The organism is Commensalibacter oyaizuii (assembly GCF_029953265.1).
GTDB classification, from domain to species: Bacteria; Pseudomonadota; Alphaproteobacteria; order Acetobacterales; family Acetobacteraceae; genus Commensalibacter; species Commensalibacter oyaizuii.
In genome coordinates, this window is sequence record NZ_JASBAO010000001.1 from 2,061,770 (window position 1) to 2,084,110 (window position 22,341).

Here is a 22,341-nt window from a genome sequence, read left to right on the forward strand (position 1 = left end):
CTGATTTATTGCAACATAAAAGGGGGAGGGATGTCAGGATGGCTTTGCGGCGCATATTAAGATCAATGCGACTTTCTATGGCACGTTTGCCACCTATTGGATATGGGAAACTTCCTGATGCTCCTGCTTTTATTTTGCGAGATTTATGGCAAGGCAATTCTATTCACGGGATGCATTTAACGAAAGGCGAGCTGATCTATAAAGACCAGATCATTCCATTGCAACCTGGGTTATGGGGACGGCGTAACACTTCGTTAGAAGGGTTATGTAAAATCTATGATTTTTCTTGGTTACGAGATATGCGCGAATTGGGGACTGATAATGCTCGTCTTAGTGCGCGCGCTTTAATTGCGGACTGGATGGGACGTCCGCCGACCGCTCAGCATCAAGTTGCGTATTATTCCGATATTTTGGGTATGCGCTTAACAAATTGGTTAGGACATTTCGACTTTTTTGCAGCTTCTGCCGATGATGCGTTTCGTAAGCAATTTATGGATCGCTTATTGATAGAAGGGCGTTATGTTGCTGCGATGCTGCCACCTATATCAGGAAATTATAAGGCATTTTCTTTGTTTAAAGGGGTGATGGTTATGACCCTATGTATGCCAGAGCAATTTGACCTATTGTCCCGTATCGTCCGTTATTTAAAAGAAGAGCTAGTCTGTCAGATTTTAGAGGATGGGGTGCACATTGAACGTAACCCTGAAATAATGTTAGTAGTTTTAAGGGATTTGGTTGAAATAAGGTTGATGTTTCAATTAATTAATCGACGTCCACCCAATGAACTAATTACGGCATTAGATTTAATCAGTAAGGCTTTGCGTGCTTTACGCCATGGTGATGGTGGGTTAGCTCTATTTAACGGTTCCAGTGAAAATAACCCACAGTTTATAGACCGTGTTTTGTCTCATGCCACACAAAAACGTGTGGCTATGACGAATATGAAGCAAGGCGGATATGTCCGATGTTATGCCAATCGTGCGACTTTGATCGTCGACAGTGGACGTCCTGCAATGACTGGCAGTCGTCACAAGCATGCAGGGTGTTTATCTCTTGAATTCTCAGCGGGAAGGCAACGTATTTTTGTTAATTGTGGTGCTGGTGATACAAGTTCTTGGCGATCTATTTTAGGGTGCACAGCAGCACATTCTGTCTTGGGTTTGGAAAATTCGGATTGTGTTGTCGTTGAAAATAGCAAATCAGTCATGGAATTTGAAGTTGTTGCAAAACATCATGTTGAAGAAGGTGCCCATTTATTAGAGATGGGGCATAATGGATGGTTGCCACGATGGGGGGCGATTTATCAACGAATTTTGTACCTTTCTTCAAGTGGCGAAATATTGAAAGGAGAGGAACGTATTGATGCTAATGAAGATCTCTCTTTTAAAATAAGATTCCATTTACATCCGTCAATGGTGGTTGAGGAAGATGTGGTAGAATTTACGAAGGGAAAACCTGAAAGAATTTACGTTTTATTGGCTAATAATAAACATGAGGGGCGTCAGATTTGGTGGTTTCGCTTTTCTGGGGCAGAGGCTACGGTTGAAGAAAGTATTTATTTTGGAGAAGGAAGCCGAACAGCGTCTCAGCAAATTGTTTTAACAGTGACAGCTGATAAACCTGTTAAGTCTGAGATAGAGATATCACAAACATCTTCCTTGCAACCAAAGGAAGCGTCTTTAATTAATGAAGAAATACAAGAGGGATCAGATTATGTGGCTATTTTTCATCATCAAAACGTTAATCAAAGAGTTGGGCAAGAAAGTGATCACGCTTTACATTCTCAAACAATGTCTCAACACTTTGTTTCACAAGAGAAGATAGAGGAAGAGGCATCAGGTCATAATCCTGTTAATGAACAAGAAGAGAATTCCTTTCAGCAAGAGACCTCTGATTATCAGTCAAAGGAAAAATCGCCCCAGATTGTGCGGTGGGCATTACTGCGTAAATTGTAAGTATAAAATCTGATGAAAATTCTTGAAGTCGCAAATGTAGATTTTTCGCTTTATCAATTTGTTTTACCTTTGATGCGTGTTTTGCAAACACAGGGACATGAAGTTATCGGGGTTTGTGCGGAAGGCGAATTATTAAAAGATATTCGTAAAGAGGGAATACCCGTTATTGCCGTTCCCTTTATACGCTCTTATGCTGTTTGGGGACAATTAAAAGCCTTTTGGGCAATTTATCAGGTGATAAAACGAGAGCAGCCAGATATTGTACACGCCCATATGCCGATTAGTGGTTTTTTAACACGGATGGCTGCTTTTTTATGTCGAACTCCAATTATTGCTTATACTTGCCATGGATATTTATTTAATCAGTCAGGACGTGGAATTAAATCATGGTTTAGGCGATCTCTATCGTTTGTAATGGAGTGGTTGGCTGGGAAAGTTACGCATATTTATATGACGGTTTCTAAGGAAGAAGCAAAAGACGCTAGAAGATTTTGGATTCATCGTCGTGCAGTAAGTATTGGAAATGGTAGAGATCCAAAACGGTTTTACCCCGATCGATTACAAAAAGAAAAAATACGTCGAGATCTGAATATCGATTCAGAAGTGACGGTTTTTCTAATTGTTTCACGTTTGGTACCCCACAAAGGATATCCAGAATTGTTAAAAGCTTTTATGAATGTAGTAAAGCATAAGCCCAAAGTTGAATTATGGGTTGTTGGCGAGCGTTTAACCTCTGATCATGGCGATTCTTTAGACGCTTTGTTTCAACAAGCCCAACAATCTTTGGGTAAGCAGCTCAAATTATGGGGGTATCGGCGGAATATTAATGAATTAATGCGTGCAGCAGATGTATTTGTCCTGCCCAGTCATTTTGAGGGATTACCTATGTCGATTGTTGAAGCAATGCTTTCAGCGTTGCCAGTAGTTAGTACTTCAATTCGAGGACCAAGGGAACAAGTAGAGCATAATATAACTGGGTTATTGATTAAACCAGGATCAGTATCCGCCTTAACACAGGCACTGATATGGATGACAGAGCATCATGAAGAGAGGCAAGCTATGGGATGTGCTGGATACCGAAAAGCATTAGATGAGTTTACTGAAGATAAAAATATTCAAGCTATTTTATCAACATTTGAAACGATCATGAACAAAAAGCATGTTTGTTAGTGATTAGGGTTGGATCGATGTTTTTTTAAATCTTGTTTTATCCATTCGTGGATAATAGTTAAGATGTAAAGTTGTTGCTTAGTATCTAAAGGTTGTTTTTGAATAATTTTATGCCATTTTTCTAAGCAACCTCGACAACAAGTCGCGGTGGCATGTTGCGCAATGAAGACTGGGTGCCCTTTCCAAGGGGTTTGTTTTCCATCATTTTTCGGAAGAGCAGGGGCTAATCGTTGTGCAATAAAGTCTTTGGCATGGGACATAATTTTATCCATGCCTTGTTGATTTAAGTACGCAATTTCTTTCTCACGCAATGTAAATTTTGATCGAAATGCTGATTGTTTCAATCGGGAAAGAATAATATTTGTGTCTAGGTTTGCCATTAATATCATTAAATATTCAACCGTTTAAAAACGAAATATGCTTGGTATGTGTATAACAATTTGATCGGCCAAATAATTTCGTATTTATTAAAGCATATTACCGATAATAGACGGGATCAACATTTAAGTTATATTTCTAATGTTTACAATTTGATATAGTGCCATCGTAAACTGATTTTAATCCTTGTTTCAAATAGGGCAATATCTCTTCTTCTTGCGAACTTCTGAAACGTGGAAGGAAAGATAACATATAGCTGCGTTTTAAAATAGAAGCTAAGTTTAAATAAGATTGCTCTCCTTCAACAAGAATATTTTTATCAAGCAAAATATCTGAGGGTTTTTTATCCAGTATTTTAGGATCTGCCTGATGAGTTTTTAACAAAATGCGGCCAATTGTCATATCACCTAAAATGCATTGATCCATTGCGGGGCTGGTATCGTTTGTATTTTGATAGCAGGTATCTACAGCTTTTGCTAGACCTTTGATACCATCGTTACAATAGGCTGGGTTGAAACGGCTTATTGCTGCATAGATAGTGGCGTCGGGCATGCTGGGGGGGCGAATATCTTGTGCATACAGAGAAAAAGGGCAATATAAAGCTAGCGCTATTATAATAAAAGTAATCTTTTGCATGGGATACAACTAATTTTATTCATATAATCGATATTATATTCTGTTTTAAAAGAAATTATAGGGTTTTGTTACTACAGGCAGTTTAAAAGCGGATGAAACACTCAGAATTGTGAGAACTTCAAACGTCTATTATACTAAAAATGGTGGTAATTTCATGGTTAAAGCAACTTTGACTCATCAAGAAAAGAACAGTATACAATTGTATAATGTCGGTATTTTTACTTTTCAATATTTATTTTGGTTTGTTAACTTTATATTAAGCAGAGCTTACTATTATACCACATCAAGTGTAGTAATTTGCTAGACTAGCGTAGATAATTAAAGCGAATGATGTTTATTTTATTTCACCTAATTATGATGGATTGTTAATATCTTTTCCAAGTAGAGAATGCTTCCTACCATAACAATAATATCCTAAAAACCCAACAACACTGTAAGAAATTAATAAAATTATTGGTACAGGATTATGGTTGAATATTGAATAAATCATATCGATTAACAATGGAATAATCATTGCAGAGCAACAAATAATACCTAACAATGGGACATATCCAATCCAGATGTTTTTTAGTGTAAATCCTCCAAATGGAACTTTGAAAGGGCGATGAATATCAGGATGTGCATTTCGTTGCCAAATTACGGTAAAACAGACAATAGCAAAAGCCAACGCAGTTCCTAAACTAACCAAATCGCTGACGATATCAATAGGTAAAAAAGCCGTAGCGATGGCAACACATATACCTAAAATCAGCGTTCCCAGCCAAGGGGTTTTATATTTTGGATGTAGTTTGCAAAAAGCTGGCGGTAATAAACCATCTTTGGCCATAATGAAAAAAATGCGCGTTTGCCCATAAAGTAAAACTAACATTACAGAGCATAACCCTACAACTGCGCTAATTTTTAAAATCCATGCCAATGATGGTATGTGGATAAAGTCAATAGCAATAGCCAAGGGGTCAGAAACGTTTAGCTTTTGATAAGGTACAATCCCAACGAGAACAAAAGCCACACCAATATAGATGAGAGTAGAAATGACCAAAGAGGCAATAATGCCAAATGGGATATCTCGTTGGGGGTTTTTTGCCTCTGATGCAGCGGTAGAAACGGCTTCAAAACCAATATATGCGAAAAAGATTGTTGAGGCTGCACGAAAAACACCAGCAAGTCCAAAATTCATTGGACCCGTTGAGGGCGGGATAAAAGGGGTTAAGTTTGCAGGTTGAATATAGAAAATGCAAATTGCAACAAAAAGAATCAATACTCCAATCTTTACGGTCACGATAACTGCGTTAACGGTTGCAGATTCTGATACGCCAAACAACAGCGCAGTTGAAGCAATCAATACTGAGACTGCACCGATTAAATCAATAGAATGCGCAATGATAATACCCTTGCCATATCCCCCTAGGGAGGGTTGGAAAGTAGGGTTGTGTAAATAAGATGGAATATCGATGTGAAAATTCTGAAGCAGTGACACACCATAACTGGAAAAGCCTGATGCGACAGAAACTGCAGAGATACCATACTCTAACAACAATAGCCATCCTACTGCCCAAGCAAATTTTTCGCCTAATGATGTATAAGCATAGCTATAAGCAGAACCAGCAACAGGAATTGTCGATGAAAGTTCCCCGTAAGAGAGTGCGGTAAAAAGGCAAGCAATCGCAGCAATAATAAAAGATAATACAACCGCCGGGCCTGCGAAATTGGCCGCTGCTGTACCCGTCATAACAAAAATACCAGCCCCAACGGTTGAACCAACCCCAATCATAGTTAACCGCCAAGGTCCCAAACATCTTTTTAACCCATGATTTTTGGCATCAAAGGTGATCTGTTCAAGAGATTTACGTTTGGAAAAAAGGGTCATATTAATATTGAGGTTAAGAGATTAATAAGGAAATAGGGGGAGATATAAGGGCTGGTTAGAATAGGTCAAAAATTATAAAAGACCATATCTAACCATTACATAAAAACTTAATCAGTTAAGGGAGTGTTTTTGCGTTGCTCTACAATGTTGTGAACATATTTCTCAATAGCTTGTGCAATTTTATCTGCATCGTTAGCAAAAATATGGTTTGCCTTTGGCAATACATGATAGTCAACTGAAATGCCCTTTTGAGCATTTAATTTTTCAACTAATTTGTCGATTTCACCAACGGGGACAACGGTATCAGCTTCTCCAGCGATCATTAGTCCTCCACATGGGCAAGGTGCCAGAAAGTTAAAATCATAATGATTAGCAAGTGGAGCCACGCTGATCCATCCCTGAATTTCTGGTCGACGCATTAACAGTTGCATTCCAACAAAGGCACCAAAGGAATAGCCACTAATCCATAGTTCTCTTGAGTTCGTGTTGGCCATTTGTAACCAATCTAATGCAGCTGCTGCGTCAGAGATTTCCCCAATGCCCCCATCATATTGTCCTTGGGAACGTCCCACACCACGTGAATTATACCGTAATACAGAAAATCCCAATCTTTGGAATGTTTGATACATCGTATAGGTAATTCGATTATTCATTGTCCCCCCTTGCAGGGGATGAGGGTGCAGAATTAGGGCTAGGGGAGCATTAGGTTCATTAGAGTGATGATAACGTCCTTCAAGACGACCTGCAGGACCTGCAAACATTACCTCTGGCATATAGTTATCCGCTTGTTGTTAAACTGGCACAGTTTGTTTGACTAAAATTGATGAAATCGGTTATTAAAATAATTATATAGGATCTCTCTATAAAACGATTTTATACAAAGGGAAAGGTTTTTTGAAGCATTTAATGTTATCTTTTTGATAAATTTGTTTAAATTGAGTAATTCGGATCTAAATTAATATCTTGAATGTGCTACCTCTCTTAAAAATGGTTCAAATACGAAGGTTTTTAAGCTCACTTTCGTTAGGCTAATAACGGATAAATTTTATTAAACTCTATAATTACGTGATAACATGAATACGATCCCTGTCTATCTTGATGCAAATGCTAGTGAACCTGTTCGACAAAGTGTAATGAAGGCAATGATACAGACATTGCAGGTCACGGGAAATCCTTCGTCTGTTCATACAATGGGGCGGCAATGTTATCATTTGATTGAAGATGCACGTGAAATTCTTGTTGCGTGTTTTGGCGGAGATGTTCAAAACTGTATTTTTACTTCTGGTGGAACAGAGGCCGATATTTTGGCTGTTCATGGGCAAAAACAAGATCGTCCCTTGTGGGTCGGAGCAACTGAACATCCGGCAATTATGCAATTGGATATTCCCAAAACAATATTGCCAGTTGATAACCAGGGTATTATAGCGTTGGATTTTCTTGAGGATGCATTAAAGCAAACCGCAAAACCACCGTTAGTTTGTATAATGCTTGCAAATAATGAAACTGGGGTAATTAATCCAATTCAGCAAGTTGCTGAGCTTTGCCATCAATATGGGGCGTTATTGCACGTTGATGCTGTACAAGGGGCTGGTCGCTTTCCTATTCGTTTAGAGCGTTTGGGGGCGGATAGTATGGCGGTCTCTGCACATAAAATGGGTGGCCCTAAGGGAGTAGGGGCTTTGTTATTAGCAGCCTCTGGTGGTCGAGGTGGTAAACGGATAGAGCCTTTGTTTATCGGGGGTGGTCAAGAACAGGGCCGACGGGGGGGAACTCCAGGGTTGTCTGCAATTGTTGGAATGGCAGAAGCTGCCAAAGAGGCGTGTGCACAAGATCGTACTCAGATTTTAACATTACGAAACAAGCTTGAAATTGAGATTAAAAAAATTGGGGCAATTATTTGTGGTGATGGTGCAGAAAGAGTGGATAATACATCTTATATAGCTTTTTCAGGAATATCGGCTCAACGACAATTAATGGCTTTGGATCTAGCTGGCTTTTGTGTTTCAACGGGATCGGCGTGTTCTTCGGGTAAGGTAGCCAGTTCCTATGTTTTGTCAGCGATGGGGATGAAGGATTTGGCGGGCAATGCCATCCGCGTTTCCTTGCCGTGGAACGTTCAGGAACAGGATATTAATTCATTTATAGAAGCATACCGCAAGCACATCGGTAAAATTTAGTTTTGCTGTGTGAGGGGCGAGGGTGAAAAAACTTATCTATTTAGATTACCAAGCAACGACACCGTGTGATAAACGAGTCGTAGAAGCAATGCTACCTTATTTTTCAGAGTACTTTGGAAATGCACATTCTGATCATGTAATGGGTAAAGTTGCTAATGATGGGGTTGAAATTGCTCGTCAACAGGTTGCAGATTTAATCGGTGCTATGCGCTCGGAAATTATTTTTACTTCTGGTGCGACAGAGGCAAATAACCTAGCAATTATTGGGGCTGTGCGTTACTTATTGAAACAAGGTCACACAGCCCGCAGGGTTATTACCGTTTGTACAGAACATAAATGTGTCTTGGAAACAATAGCTTCATTAACTGTGATGGGGATAGAACCTGTCATCCTGCCCGTAGATCACCAAGGACAAATTGATCCTCAGCGTTTAAAAGCCGCATTACAAATACCAACTTTGTTGGTTAGTGTGATGGCGGCTAATAATGAGACTGGAGTTATTCATCCTATTGCTAAATTGGCTGCCTTAGCACACGAGTATGGGGCATTATTTCATTGTGATATGGCTCAAATCGTGGGGAAAACAGAAACCTTATTTCGTGTCAATGATATGGGTGTTGATTTGGCATCAATGTCAGGTCATAAGATTTATGGTCCAAAAGGAGTGGGCGCTTTGTATGTGCGAAGACGCCCGAGGGTACGTTTAATGCCAATCATCCATGGTGGTGGTCAGGAACGTGGGAATCGCTCTGGAACATTACCCGTTCCTTTGATTGTTGGACTGGGGAAGGCATGTGTTCTGATGCAAGAAGAAGCGAAGGTCGAGGTTGAACGTTTTGCAAGATACAAAAGGCAGATGGTAGAGGCTTTACAACAAGTCGTGCCTGGTTTAAAAATTAATGGATCTCTCTTTGATAGCCTGCCGGCTAGTTTAAATTTGTGTTTTCCTAGCGTTAAAGCTCTTGATCTTTTGGCAAGAATTCCTCATTTATGTGTATCGACAGGTTCTGCTTGTACAAAATCTTCTGTCAGCCCTTCTTATGTACTGTTAGAAATGGGTTTGTCAGAGGATGAAGCTTTCCGTAGTTTTCGTTTGTCTTTTGGTCGCATGACAACGCAAAAAGAAGTGCAACAGGCAATTCATGCTTTATCTTGTGCATGGCATAATGCTATGACAACAAGATAATATTTTTATTTAGGAAGAAGAGTAAAATGCCTCGTATGGTTTTTATTGAACGTGACGGGACACGACGTGAGGTCGACGCCCCTGTTGGATTATCTGTTTTAGAAATTGCCCATAAAAATAATATTGATTTGGAAGGTGCTTGCGAAGGTTCGTTGGCTTGTGCAACCTGTCATGTTATTGTCGACGATGCTTGGTGGAACAACCTTAAACCTGCTGCTGAGGAGGAAGAAGATATGTTGGATATGGCGTTTGGGCTTGAAAAGACATCTCGTCTTGGTTGTCAGATTATTATGTCTGAAGAATTAGATGGGTTAGTTGTACGTTTGCCAAGATTGTCTTAATTAATGCGTATTATGGTTGCCATGTCTGGTGGCGTTGATAGTTCTGTCACTGCCGCCCTATTAAAAGAACAAGGACATGATGTGTTTGGTGCGACACTACAGCTATATGACGCGCGTGGTGTCGTAAAGAAGGGATCGTGTTGTGCAGGTCAAGATATCCGTGATGCTCGTAGGGTCTCTGATCAATTGAAAATCCCTCATTACGTTATTGATGCTGAGGATCGTTTTCATCAAACTGTTATTGATCGTTTTGCACAATCATACACAATGGGCGAAACCCCAGTGCCTTGTATTGCCTGTAACCAAGGGGTGAAATTTACAGACTTGTTAAACATGGCGCGGGACTTAGGGGCGCAGGCAATGGCAACAGGTCATTACGTTCGTAGGATAGAAGGCCCAGAGGGAGCCGAGTTACACCGTCCCGTTGACATGAGCCGCGATCAATCTTGGTTCTTATTTGCAACAACTAAAGAGCAACTTGAGTTTTTAAGGTTCCCTTTAGGGGAGATGCCTAATAAAGAGACCGTCAGAGAGGAAGCTGAGCGATTTGGACTAACCGTTGCCCAAAAATCAGACAGCCAAGATATTTGTTTTGTAACCGACAAGTCTTATATTCAAATTGTTGAAAAGCTCTCGCCTCAAGGTGTTGAAGAAGGCGATATCGTCGATGAAAAAGGAATGGTTTTAGGGCAACATGAAGGCATAGCCCATTACACAGTGGGACAAACAAAGCGTTTGGGAAATCTTGCTATGCGCGATGGGCAAAAGCAAATGGTTTTGCGCATCGATCCTCAGACTAGACGAATTATTATTGGACCAAAACAAGATAGAGGGCGTAAGGTCTTTTATTTGCGTGATTTGAACTGGTTAATTAATGCACCACAAACAGAATTGCGGTGTAACGTTCAAATCAGAGCCCGAGAGCAAGAACGCTCTGCTACAATTAGAATTCTATCTGATCAAAGAGTAGAGGTCGAATTGGACGATTTTGCTAATCCAGCACCTGGTCAAGCATGTGTTTTTTATAAAGGAACGCGCGTCTTAGGCGGTGGCTTTATTACGTTAGGATAAGAGAATATTATAAAAATGTTTTAGACTTTTCTTATTACGTAAGCTGTTGTATTAAAAAATACCTTTGTGATGAAGGTGTAATAACTATTTGATCTTTATTGAATTAGGGATGACTTCATTGTTTTTGAAATTCTCTGTGGCACAAGTAAAACGTCATGGCTTATACTATTTAGTCTTGTTTTTATTGCTATTGGCAAGTTTTGTGTCATGTGATGCAAAGGCAGCTGTACGTATCGCTTGGCAAAAGCAAGCAGATTTGGCAAAAATTGCTCAGGTTAATGGAACCTACCGTAAGGCATTGGGAGAAAACGTTACTTGGATAGAATACAAAGATGATTTTCAAGAGCTTTACGATCTTGCTGCAAATAAATTAGATATTGCACCTGTTGGGATCATTGCCTTAACGTCAGCCGTGACATCAGGAGTACAAGTTCGCGTTATTGCAATTAATTTTCAATATGGAACAGGTAGCGGTCTAGTTGTCCGTAATCAAAGTCACGTTATGAACCCAGATGATATAACTAATAAAAAAATTGCTGTTCCATTTTTAACTAGCGAACATTACAGTTTGTTGAAAGCACTGGATTATTGGAAAATTCCTTTAGATCGTGTGAAGTTAATTAATATGCCAATTGATCAAATTGTTGCCGCTTGGGATAAAGGGGAAATAGATGGTGCTTATGTTGAAGGTAAAACCTTTTTAGATCTAAAAAAGACTGGTTATGTGTTGGTAACGTCAAAGCAATTAGCGGATTGGGGTAGTCCAACTTATACATTTTGGGTGACAATGGATAACATTGTTGCATCTCGGCCAGACTTATGTCAGAATTTTGTAGATGCTACACTCAAATTAATCAAAGACTATAATCAAAAAGCATTTGTTTTAACATCTCAATCCAAAGACTTGATAGCATCTGCTGATCTGTTAAAGCTTTCCCCCCAAGAAATGATAGTTTTGATACAAGGTCAGGAATACCTGGAAAAAAGGGAACAATCTTTGCTTTTCACACGGCGTTTGCCGGCATATTTCAATGAAATAGGATTGTTTTTACGCAGTTCGAACGTGATAAGTAATGTTTTGTCAGATTATTTGCTTTATGTTTATCCAACCTTCGTTAATGATGCTAAGGTGAAATGATCTATCCATTAGTAAAAAGTTATTTGTATTATGACAAAGCCGTCATCAAATATTATGACGGTTCTTCCTCCTAAGGAAGGATTCTCACAAGATTGTGCCGGAGCAATTGGACTATTAGTTCGCAGACTTGCAAAGCCTAACGATTTGATCGTTGGACAATCTACGGCTTCTCCTCCTTTTAAAGGACTACGCTATTTAGAAATTTCTTTGGGATGGCGTAGGTTTTTGGGAAAGAACAGAGCTTATCTTTATGGGATTATACGATATATAAAACAGTATCAGCCCGTAATGGTAGAAATACATAACCGTCCAGAGATAGCTTTATCTATAGCAAAGAAGTTTCCAGATATTGTTGTTAGTTTGACCTTACATAATGATCCTGTAGGTATGCGTAGGGCTAAAATTGCAGCAGAACGACAATTGTTATTGCAAAAGTTACATGTAGTTACAGTTTCTGAATTTTTAAAGCAGCGCTTTTTGTCCGATAATGTCAGAGGTGAGGTAACAGTTTTATCGAATTCAATTGATTTGAGGGCGGTTCCCAGTTACATCCCGATTGATCATCGTGAAAAAACTATTTTATTTGTAGGACGTATGGTCGCAGATAAAGGTGCTGATTTATTCATTCAGATCTGCCAACGGATTTTGTTGATTGATCCGTCATGGAAAATCGAGATGATCGGGGCTGATCGTTTTTTTAAAAATAGTCAAGAAACTTCTTTTATTAAGCAGTTGCGTCATCAAATCAAAAATGATCAGGTTGTTATGCGCGGATATTTGCCCCACGATGAAGTTTTAAAACGTATGGCAACAGTCAAGGTGATTATTATTCCCAGTCGTTGGCCAGAACCTTTTGGAATGACAGCACTTGAAGCGATGGCTTGTGGTACACCATTATTAGTTTCTTCGCGAGGGGCATTGCCACAAATTGTTGGTAATGCAGCATTAATTATTGATCCAGAGCAAATAGAAGATTGCGTTCAACAGCTATTACGGTTAATACAAGATAAAGTTTTACAAGAGTATTTGTCTCAGCAAGCTTTAATGCAAGTACAGAGATACAACGTGTCCGATGCTTTAGCAGTATTGACATCTTTTCGTAAACAAATTTGCCCTTTGTTAAAAGCAGGTATTCAAATTCAAGAGGATCATTAATGGATTCTATTTATAAGTTTTTACATCATACATCCCTTGGATCTGCACTTATTTTACCTTTATTCTTAACGCATTTTCGTGGGATTGCAGATGGTTTAATGAGTTATATTGCCATTTGCTTCTTACTGCATTCCATTTTGCAAAAAGATTGGGATTGGGCAAGACAGTCATGGATAATCATAGCCTTTATATGGTGGGGATGGCTGTTGATTTGTAGTATTCCTTTTGGTTCATTTTTGCGTTATGGTGGGCAGGGAAATATTTTAGAGGCGTTTGTTGTTGTAAGGTTTCTTATATTTGTTGTTGCAATGCAGCGGTGGGTATTGGTGGACGAACGTCATCGGCGATGGATCGGGTATGTTATTGCTGGCTGTTGTCTATATATTGTTGCACAAATGTTGTGTCAGTTTGTTGTTGGGTATAATTTTTTCGGTTCCCCCAGATATATTGACGGTACATTAACGGGGCCTTATCCACATCCGAGAGCTGCAGCGCCACTATCACGCATATTATTGCCTACATCTTTGGTAAGCGTTGTGTTTGTAATTTACACTGTCAAAGGATGGAAAGGACAGTTAGGAGCCTTGCTAATATTGCTGTTTGCTTTGGCCGTATTGGCATTAGCTGGGCAAAGAATGCCATTTATTTTATTTGTGATGGGCTTAATTATTGCAGTTATTTGGCTGCGTCCTTTACGTAATTTGGCGTTGATGACTATTGGTATATTGCCTGTGGTTATTTTGATAACAGCTTTTGTATCTCCCCGCAGTTTCCATCATTTGGTCATTCGTTTTATTGAACAAATGTCCCATTTTTCTTCCAGTCCCTATGGGTTGGTTTATAATAGGGCATTCGTAATGGGGTTAAATAATCCCCTAGCCGGTCTAGGATATGATGCGTTTAAACATGCTTGTGCAGATCCATTATATTTTCGTGGATGGCCTTTTTGGGATGTTAATTCGGGAAATGGAGGCGGAGCAATTATTTGCTTAAGTCATCCACATAATCATTATCTGCAAGCATTAATTGATAGTGGTTTTCCAGGGTTATTGTGTTTTATTGCGTTGGTGATGGTTTGGCTATGGGAATTATCCAAAGGTCTAAGTGCAAAAATATTTAATAAATCGATGGCAATGAAACAAGCGTGGCGGGTTGGTTTATTTGCCGCTGTTTTTATTCATGAGTGGCCTTTTGCTTCAACAAGTAATTTTGTTAATATGCCACTGGGGGGATGGTTTTTCTTGCTTCTTGGTTTAGGGCTTGCTTATAGTTGGGATTACCAGAAAAATTATGTAAACGTGGAAGGAATGAAAAATGTCTGATGAAAAGGAAACCGTTCCTGTTACGGTATTAACGGGATATCTTGGTGCTGGAAAAACCACATTACTTAATCATATTTTGACGGCACAACATGGTAAAAAATATGCTGTAATTGTGAATGAATATGGTGAACTAGGTATCGATAATGATTTAGTTGTTGATGCTGATGAAGAAATTTTTGAAATGAATAACGGCTGTGTTTGCTGTACTATTCGTGGTGATTTGGTTCGGATTTTAGGGACGTTAATGAAACGTAGGAATAAATTCGATGGGATCATCGTTGAAACCACAGGGCTTGCTGATCCTGCACCCGTGGCGCAAACATTTTTCGTTGATGAAGATGTAAAGCAAAAAACCAGATTGGATGGGGTTATTGCCGTTGTCGATGCACAACATATTATGCAAACTCTTGATGATAGCAAAGAAGCCGTTAATCAAATTGCTTTTGCAGATGTAATTTTGCTAAATAAAACGGATTTAGTAGAAGAGGCACAGTTAAAAGAGGTTGAAACACGGGTTCGTGCTATTAATCCTTATGTTGCTTTATATCGTACTCGTAAGGGGAATATTAATCTAGAGAAGATTGTGGATTTAGGTGGATTTGATTTAAAAAAAGCATTAGCTTTGGCGCCTAAATTTCTCGATAATAACGAACACGAACACGAACACGAACACGAACACGAACACGAACACGAACACGAACACGAACACGAACACGAACACGAAGCACATCACCATCATGGGGACGGAGTACACAGTATCTCGTTTATGGAAGAACGGCCATTAGATTCAAAGAAGTTTAATTTTTGGATTATGTCAATATTACAAAAATTTGGTCTAGAATTATTACGTACTAAAGGGATATTAAATTTCTCTGATTCAGATCAGTGTTTTGCCTTTCAAGCTGTGCATATGATGGCGGATGGTGATTTTATTCGCCCTTGGAAACCAAATGAAAAACGATGTTCTAGGTTGGTTTTTATTGGGCGCAATTTAGATGAACAAAACTTGCGTAAAGGGTTTGAAAGTTGCCTTGCTTAAGTCTCTAAATAGACAGCTGTTATTACTAAATCGAATGAGAAATACGTATATTTATATATATACGTATTTTTTGTTTTAAAAAGGCGATTGGCTAACTGATCCTGTATCTGTATCATAGTATACTGTCATGGGACAAAAGCTGGATTTTATAATAATTGAAAAACGAAAATCGCTATATGTTTCATAGTAGCAAACACTGCTGGTAAAACTGGGCCCTGGACTATGTCCAATATTATTTGCAGTTACTATCTCAGCAACAGCATTTATAGGTAAGCATAAAGCAGAGAAAATAAGTAAAAAATAGATTTTTTGTTTCATAATTTTACGATTCCTTATTGCGGTTACTAAAAATTTAAAAGTAGATAAATACCCCGGCCTATCCCATAAGGGGGCATAATGATATCAAGAATTGCAGATATAATATAATTGTGCTGCGCATCGTATATGGCTGCATAAATAGGGGCTCCGGTCACTATTCCACTAATAACAAGTGCCAAAGTTATTCCTATAAATCCAAAAAAAGATTCATAGATACGATTCATGTCTAATTCCTCTTAATACTACGAATAACGTAGTATACACTTTATTCATAAACTACGAATATCGTAGCTCTTATTTTTTAAAAGAGTTACAATGGTACAACAATCGTATCGACAAGTTTTTTGTTATCGTTTAAAGCAGGCCAGAAAATTAAAGGGATTATCACAAAAAAAACTAGGTATTTTGGCGGGGATTGATGAGTTTGTTGCCAGTACGAGAATTAATCGATATGAAAAAGGCGTGCATGAAGTGGATATTGAAACAGCACAAAAATTAGCTGTTGTTTTAGAGGTACCACTAGCTTTTTTATATACAGAGGATAATTTACTAGCAGAATTGATTATGAATTATCATAAATTACCGGATGAGGCTAAGTTGATGATACACAACACATTAAACCAACATACCGTTTGAATTATATGACACAAAAAGAAAGTAAACGATGATGAATACACCGTTGCAGTTAATAGATAGTCGAGGAAAATATAGACAAGTTGAGGGAAATATTATTAGCTGTGTGGTTTCTCAAGATGGTCAATATATTGCTTTTGCAACGGCGGATGGTGATTTATGGTTAGTGCCTCGTAATGAATTAGAGGATCCTCAACAATGGCAGATGATTCAACCCCATGATGGGGGAATTTTATGTTTGGCTCGTGACAGTACACCTTCAGGATTTCTGACATCTGGGGATGATAATCAGATATTTCGAATTATTCCTGGACAAGACCCACAGTTATTAGTGAAAACCAAGCGTTGGGTTGAGCACATTGCTTTGTGGATTGATCCTAAAGGTAAAGGGACAAAAATCGCGGTAACAGTGGGCAAAGAGGTTCACATCTACCATCATGATTTTGACCAACCTATTACCATATTACCTCATGAGTCGACAGTCAGTGATTTAACTTTTAATCAGGAAGGAACCAGACTGGCCACGGCATATTATAGCGGTGTAACATTGTGGGACGTGAAGCAGCCTGTCGCAAAGAAAATCAAAGATTTTATTTGGAAAGGCAGTCATTTGGTAATAGCCTTGCATCCCAGAGAAGAAGCTGTAGTTACTTCTATGCAAGATCATGATCTGCATGGATGGCGAATTTCTGATGGTCACAATATGCGGATGAGTGGTTATCCAACCAAAGTCCAATCTTTACAATTCTCAAATGATGGTAAGTGGTTAGCAACCAGCGGTGCTGAATCTATTGTTATGTGGCCATTTTTTGATGGTGGACCAATGGGGAAACCCCCTGTTGAATTACCAGGAATTCCTGGAGGATGCTGCACAATTGTCCAGTTTCACCCAACATATGGTGACTTATTAGCTGCGGGTTTTCTTGATGGCAGTGTATTATTTATCAGTCCGGATGGTGAAAAAGTACTGCCCATTAGTTTAGGACAGGAAAAAGATTTTGGTGAAGTAACAGCTATTTCCTTTGATTTGTCAGGAAGCTTATTTTGTTTTGGAACAGAAAAGGGTATCATTGCAGTTATTGATTTGACTGCGCAAGCGTAAGACGTTTAGCACATTTAACATAAGCTGGTATCGGGTTAATATTAGAATCGACTGTATTTTATTTGCTACCAGCTAAAGAGTTTTTAACGAATTATGCGGAATGTTTTTGAATTTTATTAACAATTTTAGAAAACTCGTGACGTTCGTCACAAATTTGAAACAGTTCACGATTTGGAGATGCTTTCCCTCGCAAAGAGCCATGCCATAACGTAACTAAAATCCCTGCTTGCTTTAACGCATTAATAGCGGGAACCAAATCGCCATCTCCTGTTGTGATGATGATATGATCAACTTGTTTTGTTAAAGCAAGATGCATCATGTCAACCACCATTAAAATATCCACTCGTTTTTGATGAAAACTTAAGGATGTTGTATCAGCATCTTCATAACGCGACAATGCCCCTAGACGGACTTCAAAGCGGGGAAGAAATTTTAAAGCTTCAAAAAAGTTCATTTTCCCTTCATAGAGATTTTTTTCATCCTCGGAGGATGAGAAGTCAAGATAGGGTAAACAATTATAATAAAATGTTCTGAATACGGTATTATTTTGTGAAATTTCTTTCACCAACTTAGTATAATTAATTTGGATATTAGAGAATTCCTGTCTGGTAATATATTCGATATATCCAGCATCCAAGAAAATAGCACAACGAGAAGTAATTTGCATTGAATAACCATATTATTATAATTCATTCGTCTGACATATATGGTGTTTCTTTTGAAAAAAACATCTTTTAAAACGTTGTTATCGTAATATTTTTTGTAAATAAACATTACGTTGTTTTAACGATGTTTGTTTTCTAAGTGATACAGCTATGTTCCAAATATTAACAAATATTAACTTTTTTTTTCTTCCTCTGGCTCAACATGGATATTTATCGAAACAGATCCGAGTGATTGTTTTAAAGCATATTCGATTCGATCGCATATTTGATGCGCGCAATACACATTCATGTTGCCAGGTAAGACCAGATGAAAATCGATAAAAAGAACAGCACCAACCTTACGAAAACGCATCATATGAAATTCCAAAGCTTCAGGTGCGTTTTGTTCAACTATTTTATGAATATGTTCTATTGTACTCGGAGGAGGGGCTTTGTCCATTAATCCATCGATGGCCTCTTTAATAACGTGAAATCCCATTCTTAAGATATTTAAAGCGATTAGAAACCCCAAAATTGCGTCCAGATACAGTAAATCCAACAGTGGAATAAGTATAAATCCACCGATCAACCCGATTGTCGTCCAAACGTCCGATAAGACATGTTGTCCACCTGCAATTAATGCAGGAGAACATAGTTTTTTTCCTGCATTAATTAATATTAGGGACCAAATTAGATTAATAATTCCAGCCGATCCATTCCAAATAATGCCAATAAAAGGGGCATTTGGCATTCGGGGATGTTGCCATGATTGCCAAGATTCGTAAAAAATCAAGATGGCTGTGATTAAAACCAATAATCCCTCTGCTGCTGCTGATAAGTATTCAGCTTTGTGATGGCCATAAGGGTGATCCGCATCTGCAGGTCTTGCAGCAATAAGTAGAGCGATGAATCCAAATATTGCTGCGGCAACGTTAATTAACGTTTCTAGCATATCAGAGTAAAAAGCAATGCTGTTTGTTGTATACCAAGCAAGATACTTTAGGTATAAAACGACAATGCTGATGATAATACTTCCAATACTAAAAAGTATTTTTTTGTCTTGAATAACGTTTAAAATCATTATCACTTATGCATCTGTTAAGGTCATTATATCTGATTAGTTGTGTATTATTTCGCTTAATAATTGCTGAAGAATTAAAGAATATAGTATAGGCTGTTTCAATGATTATATAAACATTAATCATATGGGTTGTGTTAAAACGTGTTGGTTATAAAAGGGAACATCTTTGGCGAGTGGATAAATATTTAGATATGGCAGTAAAATTGTTGCGTTTTTTAATTGGGAGATCGGTTTGTAGGTAATATTATTATATCGATTGATAATTTATATAAGCCTTATATTGTATTTAAAAATAGTTTTCTGTTGATATAAGCGGTATATATTTTGCCAGATTTAATTTCATTTCATTAATTTTTGTTGATAGATATATAATGATTCGTATAACCGAGCTAAAACTCCCTCTTGACCATAGTGATACAGAATTGGAAGATGCCCTAAAGCAGCGTTTATCAACCGATATTATAGAATACCATATTATTCGTCGGGGATATGATGCGCGAAAACGAGGACATATCCAACTTGTGTATACTGTCGATTGTAAGGTTGTGGACGACATTCATTGTTTGCAACAGCATAGTCATGACAGACATATCCAAAAAGCCCCCGAAATCGGATATCGTTTTGTTGTGGATCAGGGGTTAGGTGAAAAACTAGCGAGTCAATCAACATATCAACGTCCTGTTGTTATTGGTGCGGGACCTTGTGGATTCATGGCAGGGCTTTTATTGGCACAAATGGGATTACGGCCCTTGATTTTAGAACGCGGTAAAGCCGTTCGTGAGCGTACGGTCGATACGTTTGCATTTTGGCGAAAATCTCAATTTAATGCAGAAAGTAACGTGCAGTACGGTGAGGGTGGGGCAGGAACGTTTTCCGATGGAAAATTATATACTCAGATCAGTGATCCCCATCATTACAGTCGCAAAGTTTTAACAGAATTTGTCAAGGCTGGTGCGCCAGAAGAAATTTTATATTTATCGAAACCACACATTGGAACATTTCGATTGGTTAGTATGGTGGAACATATTCGTGCGGAAATTGAATCTTATGGTGGTAGTTATCGCTTTAATGCACATGTCGATTCAATTGTGATGGACAAAAATCGCCAGGTTATGGGGGTTAGATTAAGTGACGGTGAAGAGATTGCCAGCCGTCATGTTATATTGGCAACGGGTCACAGTGCGCGGGATATGATGGTGTCGTTATATAATGACGGGGTGGAAATACATGCCAAACCATTTTCTGTTGGGGTCAGGATTGAGCATCCGCAATCAATGATTGATCAGGCCCAGTTTGGGGTTCAAGCAGGGCATAAAAAACTAGGTGCTGCAGATTATAAATTGGTTCATCATACAGGATATGACCGTGGGGTTTATTCTTTTTGTATGTGCCCAGGGGGTACAGTGATCGCTGCTGCTTCAGAGGCGGGTGGGGTTGTGACCAATGGAATGAGCCAATATTCACGTGCCGAACGTAATGCGAATGCTGCATTGGTTGTCAGTGTTGATCCTCAAAAAGATTATCCCACGCATCCCTTGGCTGGAATTGATTTTCAAAGAGATTTAGAACAAAAAGCATTTGTTTTGGGTGGTTCTGATTATAAAGCACCTGCACAACGTGTTGAAGATTTTTTAGCGGGTCGTTCGACAAAAGCAATAGGGGATGTGGTTCCTTCTTATAAGCCAGGGGTAACGCCCAGCAATCTTCAAGATATTCTGCCAACGTTTGTTGTGGATGCAATTAAAGAAGCATTACCCGCATTTAATCGTAAATTGGCTGGATTTTCCTTTGCTGATGCAGTCATGACGGGGGTTGAAACCCGTACCTCGTCACCTATTCGTATCCCTCGTGGGGAAAATGGTCAAAGTGTTAATACATCAGGCCTGTATCCTGCTGGTGAGGGGGCTGGATATGCAGGGGGTATTATGTCAGCAGCCATTGACGGGATAAAAATGGCTGAAGCTGTAGCCAAAGATATATTACAATCGATGCGTTAAGATTTAAATTGAGATAAAAAAAATAATATTTTAAAATACATAAATAAAATATTGGTTAACAGTCTAATATAAAATTGTTTTAAGAGCTATGAACGAGGGGCAAGTAAAATAATACTAGCCCCAAATAAACAGATAACGGCACCCACGATATCGCACTTGTCAGGTCTTGTATCTTCAACGACCCACAGCCAAAGTAAAGAACAAACGATATAAATCCCACCATAAATTGCATAGGCACGACCAGCAATATCTATATCTACTTTCGTTAATATCCATGCAAAAAAAACCAAAGAAATCGTGCCAGGAATTGTCCATAACATTGATTTCCCCAGCCGTGTCCAAGCCCAAAAAGAAAAGCAGCCTGCAATTTCAGCAAATGCTGCTAAAATATAGAATAGAAAAGAGGTCATGTGTTTCACGTATTTGTCGAATAAAAAGCTTAGTATACTTTAGAAAATAAGCATAACCCGAACACTCAACACTAATATTTATCAAATGTGGGGGGAATGGGCAGGCAAGCGACATTCCATATAAACTGCATTATCTCCGTAGGATTCTAATTTGGATTGTAGATACGTGTCTGGTTCGACAACGGCAAAACCATATTGCTGCCAAAAAGAAACCGAATTTTGAATTGAAATTAAGCAAGCATGATGCAAGCGTTTTTGATGTGCAGTGTTTATAAATTTTTGAAATAAAAGCTTACTTATTCCCAATCCTCTGGCACTTGGATCAATAGCCATGTCGTGTAAATAAAGACAATTTGGGTTTGTCTCTAACTCTTGAGTTTCCATGTGTAATTGTGGTGGTTTTCCCAAAATAGATGGCAGGGCTAATAAATACCCTTTGATACTATGCTGATCTTTAGCGATAAAGCATGTATCAGGACTGGTTATAATTTTAGAGGCCATCGCTTCTTTAGATTCAGGCTCGATTTCGAAATAACAGCTATCCTGTATTTGCAATATAGCCTCTAAATCATTTAAAGTCGCTGGAAGAATATGCATAATGAAACTATCAAATGTATGGGTAATGATGGTATAAAAGTATTTTAGGATAAAGAAAGGTTTATCAATTATACATTATTTGTAGAATTAACTATAGAAAAAGTTAATTTTTCAGAAATGTATA

At 38.5% G+C, this 22,341-nt stretch carries 22 protein-coding genes; 13 read left to right on the forward strand and 9 right to left on the reverse strand.

The window, feature by feature from the left end; translation table 11 throughout:
• The first annotated feature begins 38 nt into the window (after window positions 1-38).
• Together QJV27_RS09330 and QJV27_RS09335 are read left to right on the forward strand one after the other, a co-directional pair.
• Window positions 39-1,955, forward strand: coding sequence for a heparinase II/III family protein (locus tag QJV27_RS09330; protein ID WP_281448652.1), 1,917 nt, complete (start codon window positions 39-41; stop codon window positions 1,953-1,955).
• Window positions 1,956-1,967: 12 nt separating this feature from the next.
• Window positions 1,968-3,125 (forward strand): glycosyltransferase family 4 protein, encoded by a 1,158-nt coding sequence (locus QJV27_RS09335; RefSeq protein WP_281448653.1) that lies wholly within the window; start codon window positions 1,968-1,970, stop codon window positions 3,123-3,125.
• Here QJV27_RS09335 and QJV27_RS09340 read toward each other — a convergent pair.
• From QJV27_RS09340 to QJV27_RS09355, 4 genes are all read right to left on the reverse strand, one after another.
• Entirely contained in the window at window positions 3,122-3,505 is a 384-nt protein-coding gene (locus tag QJV27_RS09340; RefSeq protein ID WP_281448654.1) for a DUF4186 domain-containing protein, read from the reverse strand. The genes QJV27_RS09335 and QJV27_RS09340 overlap by 4 nt on opposite strands.
• 136 nt (window positions 3,506-3,641) lie before the next feature.
• A complete protein-coding gene (locus QJV27_RS09345; protein WP_281448655.1) occupies window positions 3,642-4,139 on the reverse strand; it encodes a hypothetical protein in 498 nt (165 codons plus the stop codon).
• Between the two features lie 352 nt (window positions 4,140-4,491).
• Window positions 4,492-6,006: an APC family permease gene (locus QJV27_RS09350; protein WP_281448656.1), complete on the reverse strand. Its 1,515-nt coding sequence runs from the start codon at window positions 6,004-6,006 to the stop codon at window positions 4,492-4,494.
• Between the two features lie 107 nt (window positions 6,007-6,113).
• Complete coding sequence (locus tag QJV27_RS09355) at window positions 6,114-6,779, reverse strand: alpha/beta hydrolase (protein ID WP_281448657.1); 666 nt, start codon at window positions 6,777-6,779, stop codon at window positions 6,114-6,116.
• 300 nt (window positions 6,780-7,079) lie between these two features.
• Here QJV27_RS09355 and QJV27_RS09360 point away from each other — a divergent pair, with 300 nt between their 5' ends.
• The 8 genes from QJV27_RS09360 (at window position 7,080) to QJV27_RS09395 (ending at window position 15,435) form a co-directional block, all read left to right on the forward strand.
• Complete coding sequence (locus QJV27_RS09360; protein WP_281448658.1) at window positions 7,080-8,183, forward strand: cysteine desulfurase family protein; 1,104 nt, start codon at window positions 7,080-7,082, stop codon at window positions 8,181-8,183.
• Window positions 8,184-8,205: 22 nt separating this feature from the next.
• The gene (locus tag QJV27_RS09365) at window positions 8,206-9,369 is read left to right on the forward strand and encodes a cysteine desulfurase family protein (RefSeq protein WP_281448659.1); all 1,164 of its coding nucleotides are present in this window, start codon (window positions 8,206-8,208) and stop codon (window positions 9,367-9,369) included.
• A gap of 26 nt (window positions 9,370-9,395) precedes the next feature.
• Window positions 9,396-9,710, forward strand: coding sequence for a ferredoxin family 2Fe-2S iron-sulfur cluster binding protein (locus QJV27_RS09370; RefSeq protein WP_281448660.1), 315 nt, complete (start codon window positions 9,396-9,398; stop codon window positions 9,708-9,710).
• A 3-nt stretch (window positions 9,711-9,713) separates the two neighbouring features.
• Window positions 9,714-10,781, forward strand: coding sequence for a tRNA 2-thiouridine(34) synthase MnmA (gene mnmA / locus QJV27_RS09375; RefSeq protein ID WP_281448661.1), 1,068 nt, complete (start codon window positions 9,714-9,716; stop codon window positions 10,779-10,781).
• A gap of 109 nt (window positions 10,782-10,890) precedes the next feature.
• The gene (locus QJV27_RS09380; protein WP_281448662.1) at window positions 10,891-11,919 is read left to right on the forward strand and encodes a taurine ABC transporter substrate-binding protein; all 1,029 of its coding nucleotides are present in this window, start codon (window positions 10,891-10,893) and stop codon (window positions 11,917-11,919) included.
• Window positions 11,920-11,949: 30 nt separating this feature from the next.
• Window positions 11,950-13,074 carry a glycosyltransferase family 4 protein gene (locus QJV27_RS09385; protein ID WP_281448663.1) on the forward strand — a complete coding sequence of 375 codons (1,125 nt, stop codon included), beginning with the start codon at window positions 11,950-11,952 and terminating at the stop codon, window positions 13,072-13,074.
• Window positions 13,074-14,396 carry an O-antigen ligase family protein gene (locus QJV27_RS09390; RefSeq protein WP_281448664.1) on the forward strand — a complete coding sequence of 441 codons (1,323 nt, stop codon included), beginning with the start codon at window positions 13,074-13,076 and terminating at the stop codon, window positions 14,394-14,396. The genes QJV27_RS09385 and QJV27_RS09390 overlap by 1 nt, the downstream gene beginning before the upstream one ends.
• Complete coding sequence (locus QJV27_RS09395) at window positions 14,389-15,435, forward strand: CobW family GTP-binding protein (RefSeq protein WP_281448665.1); 1,047 nt, start codon at window positions 14,389-14,391, stop codon at window positions 15,433-15,435. Before QJV27_RS09390 ends, QJV27_RS09395 begins: the two co-directional genes overlap by 8 nt.
• 344 nt (window positions 15,436-15,779) lie before the next feature.
• Here the strand turns inward: QJV27_RS09395 and QJV27_RS09400 are convergent, their stop codons facing one another.
• Window positions 15,780-15,977, reverse strand: coding sequence for a hypothetical protein (locus QJV27_RS09400; RefSeq protein ID WP_281448666.1), 198 nt, complete (start codon window positions 15,975-15,977; stop codon window positions 15,780-15,782).
• Window positions 15,978-16,068: 91 nt separating this feature from the next.
• Here QJV27_RS09400 and QJV27_RS09405 point away from each other — a divergent pair, with 91 nt between their 5' ends.
• Window positions 16,069-16,389: a helix-turn-helix domain-containing protein gene (locus tag QJV27_RS09405; RefSeq protein WP_281448667.1), complete on the forward strand. Its 321-nt coding sequence runs from the start codon at window positions 16,069-16,071 to the stop codon at window positions 16,387-16,389.
• Between the two features lie 28 nt (window positions 16,390-16,417).
• Entirely contained in the window at window positions 16,418-17,488 is a 1,071-nt protein-coding gene (locus QJV27_RS09410; protein WP_281448668.1) for a WD40 repeat domain-containing protein, read from the forward strand.
• 91 nt (window positions 17,489-17,579) lie between these two features.
• Here the strand turns inward: QJV27_RS09410 and QJV27_RS09415 are convergent, their stop codons facing one another.
• Together QJV27_RS09415 and QJV27_RS09420 are read right to left on the reverse strand one after the other, a co-directional pair.
• Window positions 17,580-18,155 (reverse strand): NYN domain-containing protein, encoded by a 576-nt coding sequence (locus tag QJV27_RS09415; RefSeq protein WP_281448669.1) that lies wholly within the window; start codon window positions 18,153-18,155, stop codon window positions 17,580-17,582.
• Between the two features lie 170 nt (window positions 18,156-18,325).
• The gene (locus QJV27_RS09420; RefSeq protein WP_281448670.1) at window positions 18,326-19,213 is read right to left on the reverse strand and encodes a cation diffusion facilitator family transporter; all 888 of its coding nucleotides are present in this window, start codon (window positions 19,211-19,213) and stop codon (window positions 18,326-18,328) included.
• Window positions 19,214-19,584: 371 nt separating this feature from the next.
• On the opposite strand from QJV27_RS09420, the gene QJV27_RS09425 reads away from it, so the two are divergent.
• Complete coding sequence (locus QJV27_RS09425; protein WP_281448671.1) at window positions 19,585-21,210, forward strand: NAD(P)/FAD-dependent oxidoreductase; 1,626 nt, start codon at window positions 19,585-19,587, stop codon at window positions 21,208-21,210.
• Between the two features lie 86 nt (window positions 21,211-21,296).
• Here the strand turns inward: QJV27_RS09425 and QJV27_RS09430 are convergent, their stop codons facing one another.
• Complete coding sequence (locus QJV27_RS09430) at window positions 21,297-21,620, reverse strand: YnfA family protein (protein WP_281448672.1); 324 nt, start codon at window positions 21,618-21,620, stop codon at window positions 21,297-21,299.
• Between the two features lie 81 nt (window positions 21,621-21,701).
• Window positions 21,702-22,217 carry a GNAT family N-acetyltransferase gene (locus QJV27_RS09435; RefSeq protein ID WP_281448673.1) on the reverse strand — a complete coding sequence of 172 codons (516 nt, stop codon included), beginning with the start codon at window positions 22,215-22,217 and terminating at the stop codon, window positions 21,702-21,704.
• Between the last annotated feature and the right edge of the window lie 124 nt (window positions 22,218-22,341).